The following is a 19,729-nucleotide window of genomic DNA, read 5'->3' on the forward strand; positions in this document are numbered from 1 at the left end:
GGAAGATGACAATGAACGATAGAGTCCTTCGGGTGCTCGAGTACAATAAGATGAAAGATCAGTTGAAAAAGCATGCTGGTTCTTCATTAGGAAGAGCGGAAATTGAACAAATGAAGCCGATGTCTTCGGTCGATGAAATAAAGCATGCGATGAAAATAACGGAGGAAACGCATCGGGTCGTCCGTTTAAAAGGCCAGGCTCCTCTCGGCGGCATTAAAGATGTGTTTGCCCACATTAAAAGAGCTCAGATCGGCGGTGTGTTGAACGCATGGGAACTGCTGGAGATAGCAGATACGATTTATGCTGCTAGAAGAGTGAAAACGTTTATCGACAAAATGGTGGAGGACGGGATTGAGCTTCCCGGACTCGATGAAATCGTGAGCTCGATTACGGTACTGACAGATGTAGAGCGCTCTATCAAGCAATCTGTTGATGATAATGGAGAAGTAATGGACAGTGCAACTCCGACATTACGCAGCATCCGTCAGCAGATAAGAGGCCAGCAGGCTTCGATCCGCTCTAAGCTCGATCAGCTGACAAAATCGCAGGATCAGCAGAAGAAGTTGTCAGATTCTATTGTGACTATTCGAAACGATCGGTACGTTATCCCCGTTAAACAGGAATACCGGGGGTCTTTCGGCGGCATTATCCACGATCAGTCAGCTTCGGGAGCCACTTTGTTTATTGAACCGCAGTCCGTGGTGTCAATGAACAATGTACTGCGGGAAGCCCGTGGAAAAGAAAAAATCGAGATCGAAAAAATACTCCGTGAATTATCGGCAGAAATTGAGGAAAACGGGGAAGAGCTGCTGGAGAATACCCGTACGCTGGGCTATGTGGATTTTATATTTGCAAAAGGGTATTACGCCCATGATTTAAAAGCAACAGAGCCAAATGTAAACGGTGAGGGCCACTTTCGTTTTAAGAAAGCGAGACATCCACTTATTGAGGCTGAGGAAGTGGTACCAATTACGGTGGAACTCGGAGGAGATTTTTCTTCGCTAGTTATTACAGGACCAAACACGGGCGGTAAGACGGTCACGCTGAAAACAGCAGGCCTGCTGACGCTGATGGCCCAGTCCGGATTGTTTCTTCCGGTAGAGGAGAATTCAGAGGCCGGTGTATTTGCATCTATTTATGCTGATATAGGGGATGAACAATCGATTGAACAGAACTTAAGTACTTTTTCATCCCATATGACCAATATTGTAGATATTCTTGGAAAAATTGATCATCAAAGCCTCGTGCTGTTTGATGAGATAGGCGCCGGAACAGATCCAACGGAAGGAGCGGCGCTGGCTGTTTCAATTCTGGACTATGTTTATAATAAAGGAGCCTCTCTTATTGCAACGACGCACTACAGTGAGCTGAAAGGGTACGCCTATAACCGGGAAGGTGTTATGAATGCAAGCGTGGAGTTTGACGTGAACACGCTCCGGCCGACTTATCGTCTTTTAATTGGCGTACCGGGACGAAGCAATGCTTTTGCTATTTCCAAACGTCTGGGCTTAAGTGATGAGATTATTACAGCAGCTGAAGCAGAGGTAAGCACTGACAGCCAGCAGATGGAGCAGATGATAGCGTCACTGCAGGACAGGCAGCTGTCTGTAGAGGAACAGGAAAAGCAGGCGATCATCCTTCGAAAAGAAGCAGAGTCTCTGCAGAAAGAACTAGCGGAAAAAGTCCAGCAGATGGAAGAGGAAAAAGAATCCATCTTCCAAAAAGCACGTGAAGAAGCAGAAAGCGAACTCACTGCTTCAAAGAAACAGGCAGAGGATATAATTCGCGAGCTTAGGGAGCTGGAAAAGCAGGGATACAACGTCAAAGAGCATCAGCTCATTGATGCCAAGTCCCGAATGGATAAAGCACAGCCTGCGCCTACCAAACGAATGAAACAAATAAAAAGACAGGCTGAGAAAATAGATTCCATAAAACCAGGTGACGAAGTAAAAGTATTGAGCTTTGGACAAAAAGGCCAGGTGCTCGAGCAGCTCAATGAAAATGAATTCCAGGTTCAGCTGGGAATCATGAAAATGACGGTTAATAAAAGCAATATGGAAAAACTGGGCAGTTCAAAGGAAAAAACTCCTCTCCGCAATGTCCGGTCGGTAACGACCAGCGCCCCGGTAAAACCTGAGCTGGATCTGCGGGGCCAGCGGTATGAAGACGCCCTTAGACAAGTGGAGAAATACTTGGATGAAGCGGTGCTTGCAGGGTATGGACAGGTGCATATCATTCATGGAAAAGGAACGGGTGCTCTCCGTAAAGGGGTAAAAGAGTACTTAAAAAAACACCCAAGCGTAAAAAGTACACGCGACGGCGGCATGAATGAAGGCGGCATTGGAAATACGGTTGCTGAATTAAAATAATACTCAGACCACCTGAGACTGTGAAAGGAAGGTGGCCGGCCTGGAAGCTATACTGCAGACACCATTCGGACAGACTGCTGCCAACTACAGCGTAGCTTTGCTTTCCCTTATCGTATTTTTAGCTGTATTTGAAACGATAACTCCCTATAATAACTGGGAAGAAATAAAAAAAGGCAACATCGCAGTGGCACTTGCCACCGGCGGGAAAATATTCGGAGTGGCTAATATTCTTCATTTTTCCATCCTTCATAACGATCAGATACTCACAACGATTGTGTGGGGCTGTCTCGGCTTTATTCTGTTAATTATCAGTTATCTCGTATTTGAGTTTTTAACACCGATGTTTAAAGTGGACGAGGAGCTTGCGAAAGATAACAGAGCGGTCGGACTGATTGCATTTGTGATTTCCGTCGGACTTTCCTTCGTTATAGGAGCAGGAATTTTAAGCTGATAGAAGGAGGGAAATAATGGAGCGGTTAGCTAAAATATTACTTGTCTGCTGTGCCGTGTTTTTGCAGCAGGCTGTATCTATTTACTTTCTTCGCTTTGATAGAGAATGGGCATGCCGTATGGCACAGCCCATTTTTTTACATTTTCCTCTTTATAATTGTAAGCGTTTCCACTATAATAAGAGTATAGAGTGCTTCTAGACGTATTTTTGTGTCCACATTTAAAAGGGGGATTTAATATGGAAGAAACACATGCATGGCTCTCGCATTACCCGAAGGAAATACCAACAAGTATTTCCTATGATGAAAAAACGCTGCACTCTTATCTGGAAGAAACGGCTGCGAATCAGCCAAACCGCGAAGCTCTTCACTTTATGGGGAAAGATATGACTTACAGTGAAGTATATGAAGAGGCTCTTAAATTGAGCAGCCAGCTTCAAAAGCTGGGCGTAGTAAAAGGAGACAGAGTAGCGATTATGCTGGCGAACTCCCCTCAAGCCGTGATCTGTTATTATGGTGCGCTGATGGCGGGTGCTATTGTGGTGCAGACTAATCCGCTATATGTGGAGCGCGAGCTGGAGCATCAAATGAACGATTCTCAGGCAAAAGTTATGATATGTCTGGATTTAGTATATCCGCGTGTTCGGGCCGTCCGAAGCAAAACATCGCTTGAGCATGTTCTTGTAACAAGTATTAAAGACTACCTTCCCTTTCCTAAAAAGAATTTGTATCCGCTCGTGCAGCGTAAAAACGCGGCTCTTGCCAAGCAGGTCGTGTATGACAGCACGACGCACCAGCTGAAAAAAATAATGGCTGAGGCGAAACCGGAAAAGCTGGATATTTCTTTTAATCCAAAAGAAGATATTGCTCTTCTCCAATATACAGGCGGTACAACTGGTCCAGCCAAAGGAGTGATGCTCACGCATTACAACTTAGTAGTAAATACGATGCAGAGCAGTGCCTGGATGTATGGTATTGACCGGAAAAAAGAAACGATTATGGCAGCGCTGCCGTTTTTTCCACGTATACGGGATGACGACAGTTATGAATATCAGCATTATGCACGGAGCTAAAATGATTATTGTTCCCCGTTTTGAACCGGTTCCTATTTTAAAGGCCATTCAAAAGCATAAAGTAACGGTCTTTCCAGGGGCACCAACTATGTATGTCGGACTGATTAATGAACCAACTATTAATAAATATGACTTATCCTCTATTGAAGCCTGCTTGAGCGGATCAGCTCCCCTGCCGCTGGAAGTACAGCAGACGTTTGAGAAACTGACAGTGGAAAGCTTGTAGAAGGTTATGGGCTTACGGAGACATCGCCGGTTGCAATATCAACCCCTATCTGGGGGAAACGCAAAGAAGGAAGTATAGGGATCCCATGGCCGGATACGGAGGCTGCTATCTATGATCCTGAAACGGAAGGGCCGGCTCCGGCAGGCAAAATTGGTGAAATTATGCTGAAGGGTCCTCAGGTGATGAAAGGTTATTGGAACAGGCCGGAGGATACAGCAGCTGTATTTCACGGAAACTGGTTTCTGACCGGAGATATGGGCTATATGGATGAAGAAGGCTACTTTTATATTGTAGACCGTAAAAAAAGACATGATCATTGCCGGCGGTTTCAACATTTATCCTAGAGAAATTGAAGAAGTGCTGTATGAACATGAAGCAATAAAAGAAGCGGCTGTTATCGGGGTGCCGGATCCATACCGCGGAGAGACTGTAAAAGCTTTCCTTGTGTTCAAAGATGGAAAAAAACGCCACGGACGAAGAAATCGAAGCGTTCTGCCGGGAGCATCTGGCTTCTTTTAAAGTACCAAGATTGTTTGAACGCAGAGAAGAACTTCCAAAAACAATTATTGGAAAAGTGCTTAGACGGGTTCTTGTCGAAGAAGAGGAAAAGAATACGAAAGCAAAAGAAATGCAGAAAGGAAGCTGATCCACGCTGCTGCCTTTTAAATCCGCTGGAGAAAAGCCCGGTCATAACATCGGGCTTTTTTTAACGCTGAAAATCTGTAGAATAACGCTTGACACACTTGAATATTATCTATGATGAAGCTAGACATATAATGAATGAACAGTCATTCACTATTAATACATTGTAAAAGGGGCGTTCTGCCATGGGGAAACGAAAAGGTCCCAAATACGAGCAAATAATAGAAGCGGCAGTAGATGTAATAGCCGAAAACGGCTACTACAATTCCCAGGTATCAAAGATAGCGAAGCGTGCCGGGGTAGCAGACGGCACCATTTACTTATACTTCAACAATAAAGAGGATGTCCTGATTTCCGTATTTGAAGAGAAAATGGGCCAGTTTATCTCGAATATTAAAGATGAGCTTACATCCAGGCTGTCGGTCGAAAAAAACTGCATTCGCTCGTAGCCAACCATTTCCGCCAGCTCTCATTAAGCAAAAACCTGGCAATCGTAACGCAGCTCGAGCTGAGGCAGTCCAGCAGCCACCTGCGCAAGCAGATCAATGACATTTTAAAGGAATACCTTCTTATTTGGATGGGCTGATTGAAGAAGGAAAAGCGGCAGGCGTCTTTTCGGAGGATTTAAACGAGAAATTGGCGCGGCAGATGATTTTCGGAACAATTGATGAAGTCGTTACTACCTGGATAATGAATGAATACAGATATGATCTGAATGAATTAGCCGTTCCTACTGCTTCCATGCTTTTGCAGGGGTTTGGAGCAACGGTCCGGGCAAAACAGTAGAAAGAAGGGATGATAATGGAACATTTACAATGGCGGGTGGAAAATAATATCGCCCACATCTTTTTGAGAGGCCGCCGGCCAAACGCTTTGGCAGCCTCGGTCCTTTCAGAACTAAGCGATGTTCTTGATGAAATTGAGGCCGATAAGGAAGTTCATGCAGCCGTACTATACGGTGAAGGTAGATTTTTTGCAGCTGGTGCGGATATAAAGGAATTTACAAATGTAGAAAACAGTAGTGGTTTTTCAGATTTAGGAACGAATGGACAAAAGGTATTCAACAAAATGGAAGCCCTTACAAAGCCGGTGATTGCTGCCATCCATGGCGCGGCTTTAGGCGGCGGCCTGGAAATGGCAATGGCATGCCATTTGAGAGTTTTACAAAAGAAGCAAAGCTCGCGCCTGCCAGAGACAACGCTTTGTCTGATTCCAGGCTACGCGGGGAGTCAAAGGGCTCCCTGAACTGGTAGGTCGTCCAAAAGCAGGAGAAATGATATTGACCGGCCTGCCTATCACTGGGAAGAAGCCGAACGCTGGGGACTGGTAAAATAAAGCAGTGCCCGAAGGTGAGCATGTTAAAGCAGCTGTTGAAATCGCCGGTCATATCGCTTCGAAAAGCCGAATAACCACAAAGATGGGGCTGGAGCTTCTCCGCTATGCTATCCGCCTGCCAGAGAAGAAGGAAGCAGAAAGAGGCCGAGCTGTTTGGCAGGGCGTTTGCCAGTGAAGATGCAAAAGAGGGGATTCAGGCATTTATTGAAAAACGAAAGCCATCTTTTAAAAACAAATAAAAACCAGGGAGGAATAAAGCATGACATATTTGTATTAATGAAAAGAACGTTTGATACGGAGGAAAAAAATAATAATTGAGAATGGCCGCATTGATGAAGAAGGGGCGGAGTTCATTGTTAATCCATACGATGAATACGCGCTTGAAGAGGCCATTGTTTTAAAAGAGGCACATGGCGCGAAATAACGGTGGTGACCGTAGGCGAAGAAGAAGCGGAAAAAGAACTCCGCACTGCCCTGGCGATGGGAGCAGACAAAGCTGTGCTTTTAAACATGGAGGACATGGATGAAGCTATAGATCATTTCACTATCGGTGAAGTGTTAACAGCGGTATTTTAAAGACAAGGAAGCCGATATTATTCTTGGTGGTAACGTCGCTGTCGATGATGGAGCCGGGCAGGTAGCTTCCAGACTTGCGGAAGGTCTGCAGATGAACCAGGTAACGACGATTACAAAGCTGGATATTGACGGCACTAAAGTAACAATTGAACGGGATGTAGAAGGTGATGTAGAAATTGTGGAAACATCTCTGCCGCTGTTGGTTACCTGCCAGCAGGGACTGAATGATCCTAGATATCGCTTCGCCCGGAATTATGAAAGCAAAGAAAAAGCCGCTGGAAACGATCGATTTTGATGATCTTGACCTTGATGAAGAAGATATTGCAGCGAAAACAACGACCGTTGACCGCTTTCTGCCTCCGGAAAAAAGGAGCGGGGAAAGTACTTGAAGGATCAACAGAGTCACAGGCACAGCAGCTGGTGGAATTATTAAAATCAGAAGCAAAAGTTATATAAAGGAGAGGTCATAATGGCAGAAAAATTCTTGTTTTGGGAGAAACGAAGGAAAATGAATTAAGAAATGTAACGTTTGAAGCAATAGCAGCAGGCCGCAGGGCAGCAGAAGACGGCGAAGTAGTTGGTGTACTATTTGGTGAAGGCGCTGCGTCCCATGCGGAAAAAATGATTCAGTATGGAGGCCGACCGTGTCATAGTGTCGGAAATGGAGGAACTAAGCAGTACACTACAGATGCCTACATGCAGGCAATGGAACAGGTATGTGAAGAGGAGCAGGCGGAAGGACTTGTCATCGGCATACATCGAGCGGTAAGGATCTGGCGCCGAGACTTTCCAGAAAGGCTGGGCTCAGGGCTTATTACTGACTGCGTTGATATAGAAGGAGATGGAGCGGATGCTCACTTCATCCGTCCGGTTTATTCCGGTAAAGCGTTTTGAAAAGCTGACTGTAGACGATGGATTTTTATTATTACGATCCGTCCCAACAATATTCCGGCTTTGGAAGCGGACAGCAGCAGAAAGTGGAATATCGATACAAAAACATTTACCATTACTAATCTGCGGACCATCATTAAAGAAGTAGTGAAAAAGAGCACGGGGGTATTGATTTGGCAAAGCCAATATCATTGTAGCCGGCGGAAGAGGAGTGAAAAGTGCGGAAGGCTTTAAGCCGCTTGAAGAACTGGCTGATGTTCTTGGTGCAGCCATCGGAGCTTCGCGCGGCGCTTGTGACGCAGATTACTGCGACTATGCGCTGCAAATCGGACAAACGGGTAAAGTGGTAACACCAGACCTTTATATTGCAGCAGGCATCAGCGGAGCTATTCAGCACTTAGCTGGTATGTCCAATTCTAAAGTGATTGTAGCTGTGAATAAGGATCCGAAGCACCTATATTTGAAGTAGCAGACTATGGCATTGTCGGCGATTTGTTTGATGTTATTCCTGCTCTTATCGAAGAATTTAAAAAAAGTTACAGCTTCTTAAAGAAAAGCCCGCCGAAGCCGGCGGGCTTTTCGTGAGACGTCTGCGTGTTTAGACAATAAAAGAGCGGGTAAACAATATACAGGCAATCTATTAGCCACAATTTATACACAATGCTATAATATGCATTAGCTTAATAAAGCTACTTTTAAAGGAGGACCACACAAATGGCAATTGTAACAGCTACTGATCAAAACTTTTCAACAGAAACGTCTGAAGGCGTTGTATTGGCGGACTTTTGGGCTACTTGGTGCGGACCATGTAAAATGATCGCTCCAGTACTCGAGGAAATCGATACAGAAATGGCGACAAGATAAAGATCGCTAAATTAGATGTTGATGAAAATCAGGAAACAGCCGGCAAATACGGCGTAATGAGTATCCTACTCTTCTTTTTCAAAGACGGCGAAGTTGTAGACCAGGTGTAGGCTTTCAGCCAAAAGAACAGCTTGTTGAATTATTAAATAAACACATTTTAAATAGGATAATAAAGCCGCTGAATGATGTTCAGCGGCTTTTCCTTATACTTAAGGAAGGATTCTTTGCACACAAACATACTTTCGCTTTATACTACGAGAGAAGAATGAAGTGAAGAGGTGTTACGGAATTGAATACAATAAAAGAAAAATTAACCGTGCTTCCGGATCAGCCGGGCTGTTATTTAATGAAAAATAAGCATGGTACTGTATATATGTAGGAAAGCAAAAGTATTAAAAAATAGAGTGCGGTCGTATTTTACAGGCTCCCATGATGGGAAAACCCAGCGCCTGGTCGGGGAAATAGTTGATTTTGAATACATTATTACTTCCTCCAATCTCGAGGCTTTAATTCTGGAAATGAATTAATCAAAAAATATGAGCCAAAGTACAATGTACTATTAAAGAGATAAATCCTACCCTTACATTAAAATCACCAAGGAAGAGCACCCTCGTTTAATTACTACAAGAAAAATAAAAAAGGACGGGGCCTAAGTATTTTGGCCCTTATCCGAATGCCGGAGCGGCCAATGAAACAAAGAAACTGCTCGACCGGCTTTATCCTATGCGGAAATGCCGACGATGCCGGACCGTGTCTGCCTTACTATCATAGGCCAGTGCCTTGCCCCTTGTGAGTTCGAAGTTTCCAAGGAAACGAATCAGAAAATGGTGCAGGATATTGCGAAGTTTTTAAACAACGGTCATCAGCTGGTAAAAGAAGATCTGCGCACGAAAATGCATACAGCTTCTGATGAATTGAATTTTGAAAGGGCCAAGGAGCTACGTGATCAGATTCATCACATTGATTCAGTAATGGAAAAACAAAAAATGAACATTAATGATACGGTGAATCGTGATATTTTTGCTTATTCTGTAGATAAAGGCTGGATGTGCGTCCAGGTTTCTTTATCCGAAGCGGCAAAATGATTGATGAGCGGGATGTATCAGTTTTTCCTTATTATCAGGAACCGGAAGAAGATTTTTTAACGTTTTTAGGGCAGTTTTATCTGCGGGAAGATCATCTGAAGCCTAAAGAAGTTTTTATTCCAATAGGAATCAATCAGGAAATGGCGGCCCAGCTGCTGGAGATAAAAGTAATACAACCGGCCAGAGGTAAGAAAAAAGAGCTGGTAGAGCTGGCAGAACGAAACGCAGCTCATGCGTTAAAGGAACGTTTTTCCCTGATTGAGCGCGATGAAGCGAGAACAGTAAAAGCAGTAGAAGAGCTGGCGGAGGCTATGCAGATTGATATGCCTCATCGAATAGAATCCTTTGATAACTCCAACATTCAGGGAACAGATCCTGTGGCGCCATGGTCACATTTATGGATGGAAAGCCATTTAAAAAAAGATTACCGCAAGTATAAAGTGAGAAGCGTTACCGGCCCGGACGATTACGCCTCCATGAAAGAAGTAATACGCAGGAGGTATACAAGACTCCTGAAAGAAGGACAGGCGCTTCCGGACTTAATATTAGTAGATGGCGGCAAGGGACGCTGAGTGCTGCGTTGAGCGTGATAGAAGATGAGCTGGGTATGAATGTGCCGGTGGCAGGTATGGCGAAGAATGATAAACACAATACGTCTGAACTCATTATGGGAGATCCTCCTGTAGTCGTGCCGTTAAAACGGAACAGCTCATCCTTTTACCTTCTGCAGCGTATTCAAGACGAAGTTCACCGCTTTGCGATTACCTTTCACAGGCAGACGAGAGGAAAAACAATGTTTTCCTCTGTACTGGACGATATTCCTGGTGTTGGAGAAAAGCGTAAGCGCGCGCTTTTAAAGCACTTTGGTTCGATGAAAAATATGAAAGCAGCTACTGTGGATGATTTCAGAGCTATAGCTATTCCGGACAGTGTTTCAAGAGAACTGCTGAAGCGGCTTCATGAAGCGCCGGAGCCTAAATAAAAAAGGAGCCGCTGCAGATAAACACGCAGCGGTCTTTTCTTATACTATTCTATTCTTTATCCCAGCGTACAGAAAACGTATAATCTTCTTTTTTTTCCTCTAAATACGTCTCCGCTGCCGCTTGCTTGAGCGTGGATAACTGTTCTGCCAGAAATCCCGCTTCCAGTAGAAAAGAATATGTATCGCAGGTCGGCTCAAGCTTTAACTGCAGCTCGCGTTTCTTTTCATTAACAAGCTTCAGGTTTCCCCAATAAGCTTTGTTAAAAAATTCCATAATCTCTTCTACAGAAGTACAGGGATATTTCCGGGCAAGGGACTTGCCGGCCCAGTACAATATTTCAGGTTCGTCATGCCCAAGAATTTCCGGCAGAAGGGTTTCTCTAAGAAGGGCATAACCAAATGCAGGAGAAGTGCTGTTCGTGTCTGACATAAAAGCCTCCTTTTCTGTTTTTAATTATACAAGCTTCCTGCTGAAATCTCTATAGATTATAAAAAGCATAAATGATATACTGATGTCCGAAATCCAGCGGAGGTTGAGGCATGAAAAAAATTACTAATGCATTTATGACACCTTTTAGAATGATTATTTTTTCATATATTGTATCAATGCTTCTGTTCAGCGTTCTTCTGTGGCTGCCGATCTCCCATAAGCCCGGAATGGAGGTTGGTTATCTTGATTCCCTTTTCACCTCTGTATCGGCAGTAAGCGTTACCGGGCTCACCGTTATTAATGTCTCTGAAACGCTTAGCTATACAGGTGTGTTTTTTCTGGCACTGGCTATGCAGGTAGGCGGTATCGGAATTATGTCCCTGGGCACATTTGTATGGATGCTTTTGGGAAGGAAAATTAATCTGTCTCAACGGCTTCTAATTATGGTAGATCAAAACCAATACCAGTTTTCCGGCATGGTAAAGTTAATGAGAAACATACTTCTTCTCGCGCTTGCTATTGAGGCGGTAGGAGCACTTATTCTCGGTACTTATTATATACAATATTTCGACTCGGTGGGCCAGGCTTATTATCAGGGTGCGTTTGGTGCACTAACGGCTTTCACAAACGCTGGGTTTGATGTGACCGGCCAATCGCTGATTCCTTTTGCAGATGATTATTATGTGCAGCTGATTGTCGTATTGCTTATCTTTGCCGGGGCGATTGGTTTTCCTGTATTAATGGAGATCCGGGAATATTTTTCTTCCAACAGCAAGGACTTCCGCTTCAGCCTCTTCACAAAAGTTACGGTTACCACTTATTTTCTTGTTTTCGCTATAGGAGTTAATAGGGATTCTGCTGCTGGAGCGAACGTTTACTATCAGGGCATGGCCTGGCACCAACAAGTGTCATCAGCCATATTCCATTCAGCCAGTGCCAGAAGCGCGGGGCTTTCCACCATGGATGTGTCAGCCTATTCACTGCCTACGTTGTTATTTGTTTCTTCATTAATGATTATCGGAGCAAGTCCCTCGAGTGTGGGAGGCGGCTTGAGAACCACAACGCTTGCTGTCATGTTTTTAACCATACGCAGCTTTGCACTTGGTAAAGAAGAAGTAAAAGTGTTTGGACGCCAGATTCATCCAGAGGATAAACAAAAAGCGTTCATCGTTTTGTCATTTTTTCTCGTCGGTGGTGTTCGCTGCGGTTCTTTGTATAAGTGCCCTGGAACAGAATAATACGAATGTAGAGCTTATTGATATTATATTCGAAGTGAGTTCAGCATTCGGGACATGCGGCTTAACAACGGGTATTACAGATGATTTATCAAGACCCAGCCAGCTCGTTTTGATGCTGCTGATGTTTGTCGGCCGGGTGGGCATTCTAGCCTTTCTGCTCTCGTTAAAAAGAAAAGAAACGAAGTCTTATTATAAATATCCGACTGAGCGTATTATTATTGGATAGTGGTAACAATAACAACCTCTTTCTCCTTAGTATATATACTTTGGGAAAGGGGTTTTTGTATATTTTACTTATAAAGCCATGTATCCGTTTTCTTGACTCACTGGAAAAGTGGGAGTACAATAAATGTGTTGAAGTACAATGCGCGCTGTGATTACGAAAAACGTAAATACTGGATAAATCATTATGTATCCTGCACTGCTTTCGTTTTTCTGAATGGCAACGAACTTGAAATGACCGTTTTGTTTTTTGTTCCATTACATAAGGTGACAACCAAACAGCTTTGTACATGGGCTGTTTTATTTTGTGGGGCATTTTCGTTTCGGTTTAAAGGGATGGTGAAAAAAGCAGAAGCTGCATCAGGAATCAACAACAAAAATGGAATTAATTTAGGAGGATATTTGCATGGCTGAAAACCGTGAATTTTTTAACCGCAGACTCCACTCTTTACTCGGAGTCATTCCAATTGGAATATTTCTTATCCAGCACTTATCGTAAACCATTTTGCCACCCGGGGGGCAGAAGCTTTTAACCAGGCTGCACATTTTATGGAACAGCTTCCATTCCGCTATTTTTTAGAGATATTTATTATTTTTCTTCCCATTCTGTTTCATGCTATTTACGGACTATTTATTGTATTTCAGGGAAAAGCGAACAAAGACGTTTTGGATACTACCGTAACTGGATGTTTCTGCTTCAGCGTATAACCGGTGTGTTTCTGCTTATCTTTATTACATGGCACGTATGGGAAACAAGAATTGCTGCAATGTTTGGTGAAACAGTAAATTATGATATGATGGCATCAATACTAAGTAACCCTTCATGCTCGTTTTCTATATTCTTGGTGTCGTAGCAGCTACATTCCACTTTTCTAATGGTTTATGGTCATTTATGGTTACCTGGGGCATTACAGTTACCCCGCGCTCCCAGCAGATCTCCACTTATGCAACAATTGGACTGTTCGTTGTGTTAACCATCATTGGACTGAGATCCATTTTTGCATTTGTATAAGTCCTTAGACTGTCAATTAATTAAGGAGAGGGTCAATTATGAGTAATGGCAAAATCATCGTAGTCGGTGGAGGCCTTGCAGGCCTGATGGCGACAATAAATCAGCAGAAGCGGGCATTCAAGTCGATTTATTTCTATTGTTCCTGTAAAAAGGTCGCACTCTGTTTGTGCACAGGGCGGTATCAACGGCGCTGTTAACACAAAAGGGGAAGGCGATTCCACATGGGAGCACTTTGACGATACAGTATACGGCGGCGACTTTCTCGCCAATCAGCCTCCAGTTTAAAGCTATGACGGAAGCAGCCCCTGGTATCATTCACTTAATGGACCGGATGGGTGTTATGTTTAACCGGACAGCAGAGGGACTGCTTGATTTCAGAAGGTTCGGCGGCACGCAGTACCACCGCACAGCATTTGCAGGAGCAACGACCGGCCAGCAGCTTTTATACGCGCTTGATGAGCAGGTAAGACGCTATGAAGCAGCAGGGCTTGTTAATAAATACGAGGGCTGGGAATTTCTTTCCGCGGTTCTTGATGATGAAGGCGCCTGTAGAGGGGTAACCGTACAGAATTTGAGCTCCCACGATGTGGAGACGTTCCGCGGGGATGCGGTTATCATGGCTACCGGCGGACCGGGAATTATGTTCGGAAAATCTACAAAATGATTAATACAGGTTATGCCGCTGCAGCTCTTTATGAGCAGGGCGTCTACTATGCCAATGGGGAATTTATTCAAATTCACCCTACGGCTATTCCCGGAGATGACAAGCTCCGCTTGATGAGTGAGTCTGCCCGTGGTGAAGGCGGACGTGTTTGGACATACAAAGACGGTAAACCGTGGTATTTCCTCGAAGAAAAATACCCGGCTTACGGAAATCTCGTACCGCGTGATATTGCGACCCGTGAAATATTCGACGTCTGCGTAGAGCAGAAGCTCGGTATTAACGGTGAAAACATGGTATACCTTGATTTATCTCATAAAGATCCAAAAGAGCTTGACGTTAAGCTTGGCGGTATTATGGAAATCTATGAGAAATTTATGGGAGACGATCCCCGTAAAGTACCAATGAAAATTTTCCCTGCTGTTCATTATTCCATGGGCGGCATGTGGGTTGACTATGACCAGATGACGAACATTCCCGGCTTGTTTGCTGCCGGTGAATGCGATTATTCCCAGCACGGCGGAAACCGTTTAGGCGCGAATTCGCTGTTGTCAGCTATATACGGCGGAATGGTTGCAGGCCCTAAAGCAGTAGAATACATGAACGGTCTGGAGAAATCTGCTGAAGACATGAGCAGTGAGATTTTTGACCGCTCGAAGCAAAAGGAAGTAGATGAGTTTGAAAAAATTATGAACATGGACGGCAAAGAAAACGCCTATGTGATTCATAAAGAGCTTGGCGAATGGATGACGGACAACGTAACAGTTGTACGTGATAATGAAAAGCTTCTCAAAACAGACGAAAAAATCCAGGAGCTTCTGGATCGCTGGGAAACATCAATATTAATGATACGTCCAGATGGAGCAACCAGGCAGCATCCTTTACACGCCAGTTAAAAGGAATGCTGAACTTGTCAAGGGTTGTTACGATGGGTGCTTATCATAGAAACGAAAGCCGCGGCGCACACTACAAGCCGGAATTTCCGGATCGTAATGATGAAGAATTTTTGAAAACAACGAAAGCGAAATACAACCCTGCGAAAAAGGGACCTGAATTTGAATATGAGGAAGTCGATGTGTCTCTTATAAAGCCTCGTAAACGCGACTATTCCCAGAAAAAAGCAGGTAAAAAGGAAGGGGCCGGAAGTTAATGAGTGAAAAGACCGAAAATAAAGTAATCCGGTTTGTTGTAACTAGACAAGAAGGACCGGATGAACCTTCATACAAGCAGGAATTTGAAATTCCCTACCGTCAGAACATGAATGTTATTTCGGCACTTATGGAAATCCGCCGGAATCCGGTGGATGCCCAGGGCAATCCAACGTCCGCTGTTATTTGGGATATGAACTGCCTGGAGGAAGTCTGTGGTGCCTGCTCCATGGTGATCAACGGCAAGCCGCGCCAGTCCTGTACAGCGCTTGTTGATCAGCTGGAACAGCCGATTCACCTGGAACCGATGAAAACATTCCCAGTAGTTCGTGACCTGCAAATTGATCGTTCCAGAATGTTTGATTCGCTTAAAAAGGTAAAAGCCTGGATTCCGATCGATGGAACGTACGACCTAGGACCAGGACCTAGAATGGCAGAGAACAAACGCCAGTGGGCTTATGAGCTTTCTAAGTGTATGACCTGCGGTGTCTGCCTTGAAGCCTGCCCGAACGTAAATGATAATTCCGACTTTATCGGACCGGCAGCTCTTTCTCAGGTGAGGTTGTTTAACGCCCATCCAACTGGAGAAATGAATAAAGAAGAACGCTTAAAAGAACTGATGGGCGATGGAGGCATTTCAAGCTGCAGTAACTCGCAGAACTGCGTGCAGTCGTGTCCAAAAGGTATTCCTCTTACAACTTCTATTGCCGCTCTGAATAGAGACACAAACATTCAGTCCTTTAAGAGCTTTTTCGGCAGTGATAAATAATAGTTAAAATTTGGCCGGTGCAGGTTATACCTGCATCGGTTTTTCTTATACTGATCAGAATAGCTGCGAATAGAAAAGGAGCATATACATGAGTACACCTTCTTATATTGAAGATTGGACAAAATGGGAGAAAGACTTCTCCTTTTATAACGAGGTAACAGTAAGGTTTTCCGAAACGGATGCTTTTGGGCATTTAAATAACACAAATGCATTTGTTTACTTTGAGGAAGTCCGGCTTGCATTTTTCAAAGAAGTCGGATTGATGCAGCAATGGCTCGCTCCTGATTCAGAAAAAATGATTGTAGTAGCTGATATGCACTGCGATTATATAAAACAGGTATATTTTGATGAATCGCTGGAAGTGTATATGAAGATAGCCCGAATCGGTAACAGCTCTGCAGATGTTCATTATCTGGTGAAGAACACAAACGGCGAGAGATGCTTAACAGGGCGCGGCGCTGTCGTTCAAATATCCAAAGAAACAGGCTCTTCTCTCCCTTGGAGTGATGAGGATAAAGAACGAATGATCAGTCTTCAGTGAACCATATTGCTATTTCATTTGTTTTGCAATAAGTTGCTTGTCTATGGAAATGACAAGTGTTAAAATAGTCGTTGGATAAATATTCGCTCACAATGCCAGCAAATAAGCGTGTAACTGATTAGATCAGGCATGAGTAGGGAAAAGCTGTTATAACCCCCTGTATTATCTGCAGAATACAAAGGGGTCTCAGCTGTATATACTCATGCTTTTTTTAAATCAATCGGCGCTTGGCTGCCGGCATTTCATGGACAAACTATTTATCTTTTACTTGACCATTGCGGTCAATACTTAGTATGTTTATGAAAGCGATATAAATGAAAGTAAAGAAAAGGGGAATTTGACATGAAAGAAAAACATTCAATATTACGAACGACACTGGGATCCACGCACGTCCTGCTACACAGCTGGTAAACAAAGCGGGCCAATTTTCCTCTGATATTACATTAGAGTACAATGGCAAGTCCGTAACTTAAAGTCTATTATGGGAGTAATGTCTCTTGGAGTAGGCAAAGGTGCAGAAGTAACAATCAAAGCTGACGGATCTGACGAAGACGAAGCAATGAATGCTATTGAAGAAGTAGTAAAGAAGGGCTTGGGGAGTAATGTCACAGAGCCTGACAGGAATTGCCGCTTCTAAAGGCATCGCAATGGCACCGGCCTTCATTTTGGAGCAGCCTGATATGGATATCCAAAAAAAGACCGTGTCCGACGTTGAAGAGGAAGCAGCCCGCTATAAGAAAGCAGTAGCGACTGCCAAAGAAGACTTACTGCAATTAAAGATAAAACACTTAAAGAAATGGGCGAAGATAAGGCAGAAATTTTTCTGCCCATCTGCTTGTTTTGGAAGACCCTGAACTGCTTGATGCTGTTGAAGCAAAAGTCAAAGAAGGCGTCAATGCAGAATTCGCAATGAAAGAAGTATCCGATATGTACGTTTCCATGTTTGAGAGCATGGATAATGAGTACATGAAAGAACGTGCTGCAGATATTAAAGACGTATCAAAACGGGTTCTTCTTCATCTGTTGGGAATGGAAAACACAAATCTGGCTGAAATTAGTGAAGAAACAGTAATCATTGCAGAAGACTTAACTCCTTCTGACACAGCCCAGCTTAATTTAGCTTACATTAAAGGATTTGCCACAGATATCGGGGGCAGAACTTCTCATTCCGCATTATGGCAAGGTCGATGGAAGTGGCTGCTGTAGTTGGGACAAAAGATGCTACGGCCTCTATCAAAACCGGAGACTTTGTTATTATTGATGGATTGGAAGGCACTATCCTGGTTAATCCTGATGAAAAGACAATTTCGGAATACAAAGAGAAAAAAGAAGCTTTTGCCCGCCAAAAAAAGAAGAATGGGCAAAACTTATTAATGAAACTTCTGTAACAAAAGATGAGCACCATGTTGAGCTTGCCGCTAATATCGGCACGCCTCAGGATATGGAAGGGGTTCTGGCTAACGGCGCAGAAGGCATTGGCCTTTACCGCACAGAATTTCTTTTATATGGGACGCGATGAGCTGCCTACAGAAGAAGAACAGTTTGATGCATATAAGACGGTTCTGGAAAAAATGAACGGCAAACGTGTGGTTATCCGTACGCTGGATATCGGAGGAGACAAAGAGCTTCCTTATCTGGATCTGCCTAAAGAAATGAACCCATTTCTAGGTTTCCGTGCGATCCGCCTCTGCCTTGAGAAAACAGACATGTTCAAGACGCAGCTGAGAGCTCTTCTTCGCGCGAGTGCTTACGGGCAGCTTAGTATTATGTTTCCTATGGTAGCTGCTATTGAAGAGTAAGACAGGCTAAAGCTCTACTTCAGGAAGTAAAAGAAGAGCTGACGGCTTCTGGTATAGAAGTAAGTAATACAATTGAAGTCGGTATTATGGTCGAAATTCCTTCTACTGCCGCCGCCGCAGAGATTTTTGCCAAAGAAGTAGATTTCTTCAGCATTGGTACGAATGACTTGATTCAGTATACGATGGCTGCAGACCGGATGAGCGAAAAAGTGGCACACTTATATCAGCCATATCACCCGGCTATTCTAAGATTGGTTAAAAACGTTATCGATGCTGCTCATAAAGAAGGCAAATGGGCCGGCATGTGTGGAGAAATGGCTGGAGAAGCTACAGCTGTTCCGCTATTGCTCGGTCTTGGACTGGATGAATTCAGTATGAGTGCGACATCCGTACTTCCTGCAAGAAGCCAGATCCGCCAGCTTTCCAAAAAAGACACAGAATCACTAGTAGAAGAAGCGATGACGCTGTCTACTTCTGATGAAATTGCTGAGCTCGTTCAAAAACGTGGATTTATTACAGAAAAGATGTAATGAAAAGCTGTCTCTTTCGGGAGACAGCTTTTTTCTGTATGGATAAAAGCAAAAGCAGGTACATGAAGTTGTCTAATGGATTTTGTTTCATACGACTTGCAATAAAGAGTGAAACAAGCGAAAATATACAGAGACCCGAAAGGAAGGGAGGAAAACAGTGGTGAATCGACAACAAGTGTCTCAAATAGAAAAGTCGCTTCGGCATGTTTCCTATATTGTAAAGCAGAAGGGAAGAGAAATTTTAAACGAATTTCCTATTACCCCACCGCAGTTTGTTGCTTTACAATGGCTGCAGGAAGAGGGGGATATGACAATCGGCGAGCTTTCCCAGCGGATGTATCTGGCCTGCAGTACAACGACTGATTTGATCGACAGGATGGAAAAAACGAGCTGGTAGAACGTGTGAAAGATAAAAAAGACCGCCGCGTCGTACGAATTCATCTTCTGGAAAAAGGAACAGTCATCATTAAAGATGTTATTAATGAACGTCAGATATATTTAGAAGGCGTTTTATCGGAAATGTCACCGGAAGAAGTAAGTTCTATTGAACAAGGGATGGCAGCTCTGCAGGAGAAAATGAATCAGCTGAAAGATAACACTGAAAATGAAACAGCCGATACAAAATAAGAAACTTATATTTTAATAGAAATCGAGGGAAAAGCGTGGAAAGACCGATTGGAGTCATTGATTCGGGGCTTGGAGGCCTCACAGTAGCAAGGGAAATTTCAAGACAACTTCCGAAGGAAAGGATGGTATACATAGGTGATACTGCCAGATGCCCATATGGACCACGTCCTGTAGAGGAAGTCAGGGCATTTTACGTGGGAGATGATCGACCGTCTGCTTGAGGAAGACATAAAAATGCTTATTATTGCCTGTAATACAGC

General features: G+C 43.8%; 13 protein-coding genes and 13 pseudogenes. 25 read left to right on the forward strand and 1 reads right to left on the reverse strand.

Annotated features, from left to right (window positions below):
• The first annotated feature begins 11 nt into the window (after window positions 1–11).
• From MMY81_RS29705 to MMY81_RS35995, 12 genes and pseudogenes are all read left to right on the forward strand, one after another.
• Window positions 12–2,369: an endonuclease MutS2 gene (locus MMY81_RS29705; RefSeq protein WP_252315670.1), complete on the forward strand. Its 2,358-nt coding sequence runs from the start codon at window positions 12–14 to the stop codon at window positions 2,367–2,369.
• A gap of 31 nt (window positions 2,370–2,400) precedes the next feature.
• Window positions 2,401–2,820: a DUF350 domain-containing protein gene (locus tag MMY81_RS29710; RefSeq protein ID WP_374563097.1), complete on the forward strand. Its 420-nt coding sequence runs from the start codon at window positions 2,401–2,403 to the stop codon at window positions 2,818–2,820.
• A gap of 237 nt (window positions 2,821–3,057) precedes the next feature.
• Window positions 3,058–4,763 (forward strand): annotated as a pseudogene (locus MMY81_RS29715) (long-chain-fatty-acid--CoA ligase).
• Between the two features lie 181 nt (window positions 4,764–4,944).
• Window positions 4,945–5,545, forward strand: a pseudogene (locus MMY81_RS29720) (TetR/AcrR family transcriptional regulator).
• 9 nt (window positions 5,546–5,554) lie between these two features.
• Entirely contained in the window at window positions 5,555–6,004 is a 450-nt protein-coding gene (locus MMY81_RS29725) for an enoyl-CoA hydratase-related protein (RefSeq protein WP_252315671.1), read from the forward strand.
• 194 nt (window positions 6,005–6,198) lie between these two features.
• A complete protein-coding gene (locus tag MMY81_RS29730) occupies window positions 6,199–6,333 on the forward strand; it encodes an enoyl-CoA hydratase-related protein (protein WP_252315672.1) in 135 nt (44 codons plus the stop codon).
• Window positions 6,334–6,370: 37 nt separating this feature from the next.
• Window positions 6,371–7,126 (forward strand): annotated as a pseudogene (locus MMY81_RS29735) (electron transfer flavoprotein subunit beta/FixA family protein).
• Window positions 7,127–7,159: 33 nt separating this feature from the next.
• Window positions 7,160–7,564: a hypothetical protein gene (locus MMY81_RS35980; RefSeq protein ID WP_374563100.1), complete on the forward strand. Its 405-nt coding sequence runs from the start codon at window positions 7,160–7,162 to the stop codon at window positions 7,562–7,564.
• A gap of 208 nt (window positions 7,565–7,772) precedes the next feature.
• Window positions 7,773–8,030 (forward strand): electron transfer flavoprotein subunit alpha/FixB family protein, encoded by a 258-nt coding sequence (locus MMY81_RS35985; protein WP_374563103.1) that lies wholly within the window; start codon window positions 7,773–7,775, stop codon window positions 8,028–8,030.
• A 245-nt stretch (window positions 8,031–8,275) separates the two neighbouring features.
• Window positions 8,276–8,582: pseudogene (gene trxA, locus MMY81_RS29745) on the forward strand (thioredoxin); the annotation flags it as partial.
• 574 nt (window positions 8,583–9,156) lie between these two features.
• Window positions 9,157–9,510: a UvrB/UvrC motif-containing protein gene (locus tag MMY81_RS35990; RefSeq protein WP_374563106.1), complete on the forward strand. Its 354-nt coding sequence runs from the start codon at window positions 9,157–9,159 to the stop codon at window positions 9,508–9,510.
• A pseudogene (locus tag MMY81_RS35995) lies at window positions 9,507–10,492 on the forward strand (hypothetical protein). Before MMY81_RS35990 ends, MMY81_RS35995 begins: the two are co-directional and overlap by 4 nt.
• Window positions 10,493–10,541: 49 nt before the next feature.
• Here the strand turns inward: MMY81_RS35995 and MMY81_RS29755 are convergent.
• On the reverse strand, window positions 10,542–10,922 hold the full coding sequence (locus MMY81_RS29755) for a DUF2507 domain-containing protein (protein WP_252315673.1): 381 nt from the start codon (window positions 10,920–10,922) through the stop codon (window positions 10,542–10,544).
• 176 nt (window positions 10,923–11,098) lie between these two features.
• Here MMY81_RS29755 and MMY81_RS29760 point away from each other — a divergent pair.
• From MMY81_RS29760 to MMY81_RS29815, 13 genes and pseudogenes are all read left to right on the forward strand, one after another.
• Window positions 11,099–12,386: pseudogene (locus MMY81_RS29760) on the forward strand (TrkH family potassium uptake protein).
• Window positions 12,387–12,511: 125 nt separating this feature from the next.
• A complete protein-coding gene (locus MMY81_RS29765) occupies window positions 12,512–12,796 on the forward strand; it encodes a hypothetical protein (RefSeq protein ID WP_252315674.1) in 285 nt (94 codons plus the stop codon).
• A pseudogene (locus tag MMY81_RS29770) lies at window positions 12,789–13,394 on the forward strand (succinate dehydrogenase cytochrome b558 subunit). The gene MMY81_RS29765 and the pseudogene MMY81_RS29770 overlap by 8 nt, the downstream one beginning before the upstream one ends.
• A 38-nt stretch (window positions 13,395–13,432) precedes the next feature.
• Window positions 13,433–13,591: a hypothetical protein gene (locus MMY81_RS29775; RefSeq protein ID WP_252315675.1), complete on the forward strand. Its 159-nt coding sequence runs from the start codon at window positions 13,433–13,435 to the stop codon at window positions 13,589–13,591.
• Window positions 13,530–13,679, forward strand: coding sequence for an FAD-binding protein (locus tag MMY81_RS29780; RefSeq protein ID WP_252315679.1), 150 nt, complete (start codon window positions 13,530–13,532; stop codon window positions 13,677–13,679). Before MMY81_RS29775 ends, MMY81_RS29780 begins: the two co-directional genes overlap by 62 nt.
• Before the next feature lie 55 nt (window positions 13,680–13,734).
• Window positions 13,735–14,543: pseudogene (locus MMY81_RS36000) on the forward strand (FAD-binding protein); the annotation flags it as partial.
• Between the two features lie 204 nt (window positions 14,544–14,747).
• Window positions 14,748–15,205 (forward strand): annotated as a pseudogene (sdhA, locus tag MMY81_RS36005) (succinate dehydrogenase flavoprotein subunit); the annotation flags it as partial.
• The gene (gene sdhB, locus MMY81_RS29790) at window positions 15,205–15,972 is read left to right on the forward strand and encodes a succinate dehydrogenase iron-sulfur subunit (protein ID WP_120192563.1); all 768 of its coding nucleotides are present in this window, start codon (window positions 15,205–15,207) and stop codon (window positions 15,970–15,972) included. The pseudogene sdhA and the gene sdhB, both read left to right, overlap by 1 nt.
• Window positions 15,973–16,060: 88 nt before the next feature.
• Complete coding sequence (locus MMY81_RS29795) at window positions 16,061–16,513, forward strand: acyl-CoA thioesterase (RefSeq protein WP_252315676.1); 453 nt, start codon at window positions 16,061–16,063, stop codon at window positions 16,511–16,513.
• A gap of 362 nt (window positions 16,514–16,875) precedes the next feature.
• Window positions 16,876–17,150: pseudogene (locus tag MMY81_RS29800) on the forward strand (phosphocarrier protein HPr).
• Window positions 17,116–18,842: pseudogene (ptsP, locus tag MMY81_RS36380) on the forward strand (phosphoenolpyruvate--protein phosphotransferase). The pseudogenes MMY81_RS29800 and ptsP overlap by 35 nt, the downstream one beginning before the upstream one ends.
• 160 nt (window positions 18,843–19,002) lie before the next feature.
• Window positions 19,003–19,469: pseudogene (locus tag MMY81_RS29810) on the forward strand (MarR family winged helix-turn-helix transcriptional regulator).
• A 35-nt stretch (window positions 19,470–19,504) separates the two neighbouring features.
• A pseudogene (locus tag MMY81_RS29815) lies at window positions 19,505–19,729 on the forward strand (glutamate racemase); the annotation flags it as partial.

This window comes from Sinobaca sp. H24 (genome assembly GCF_023845525.1).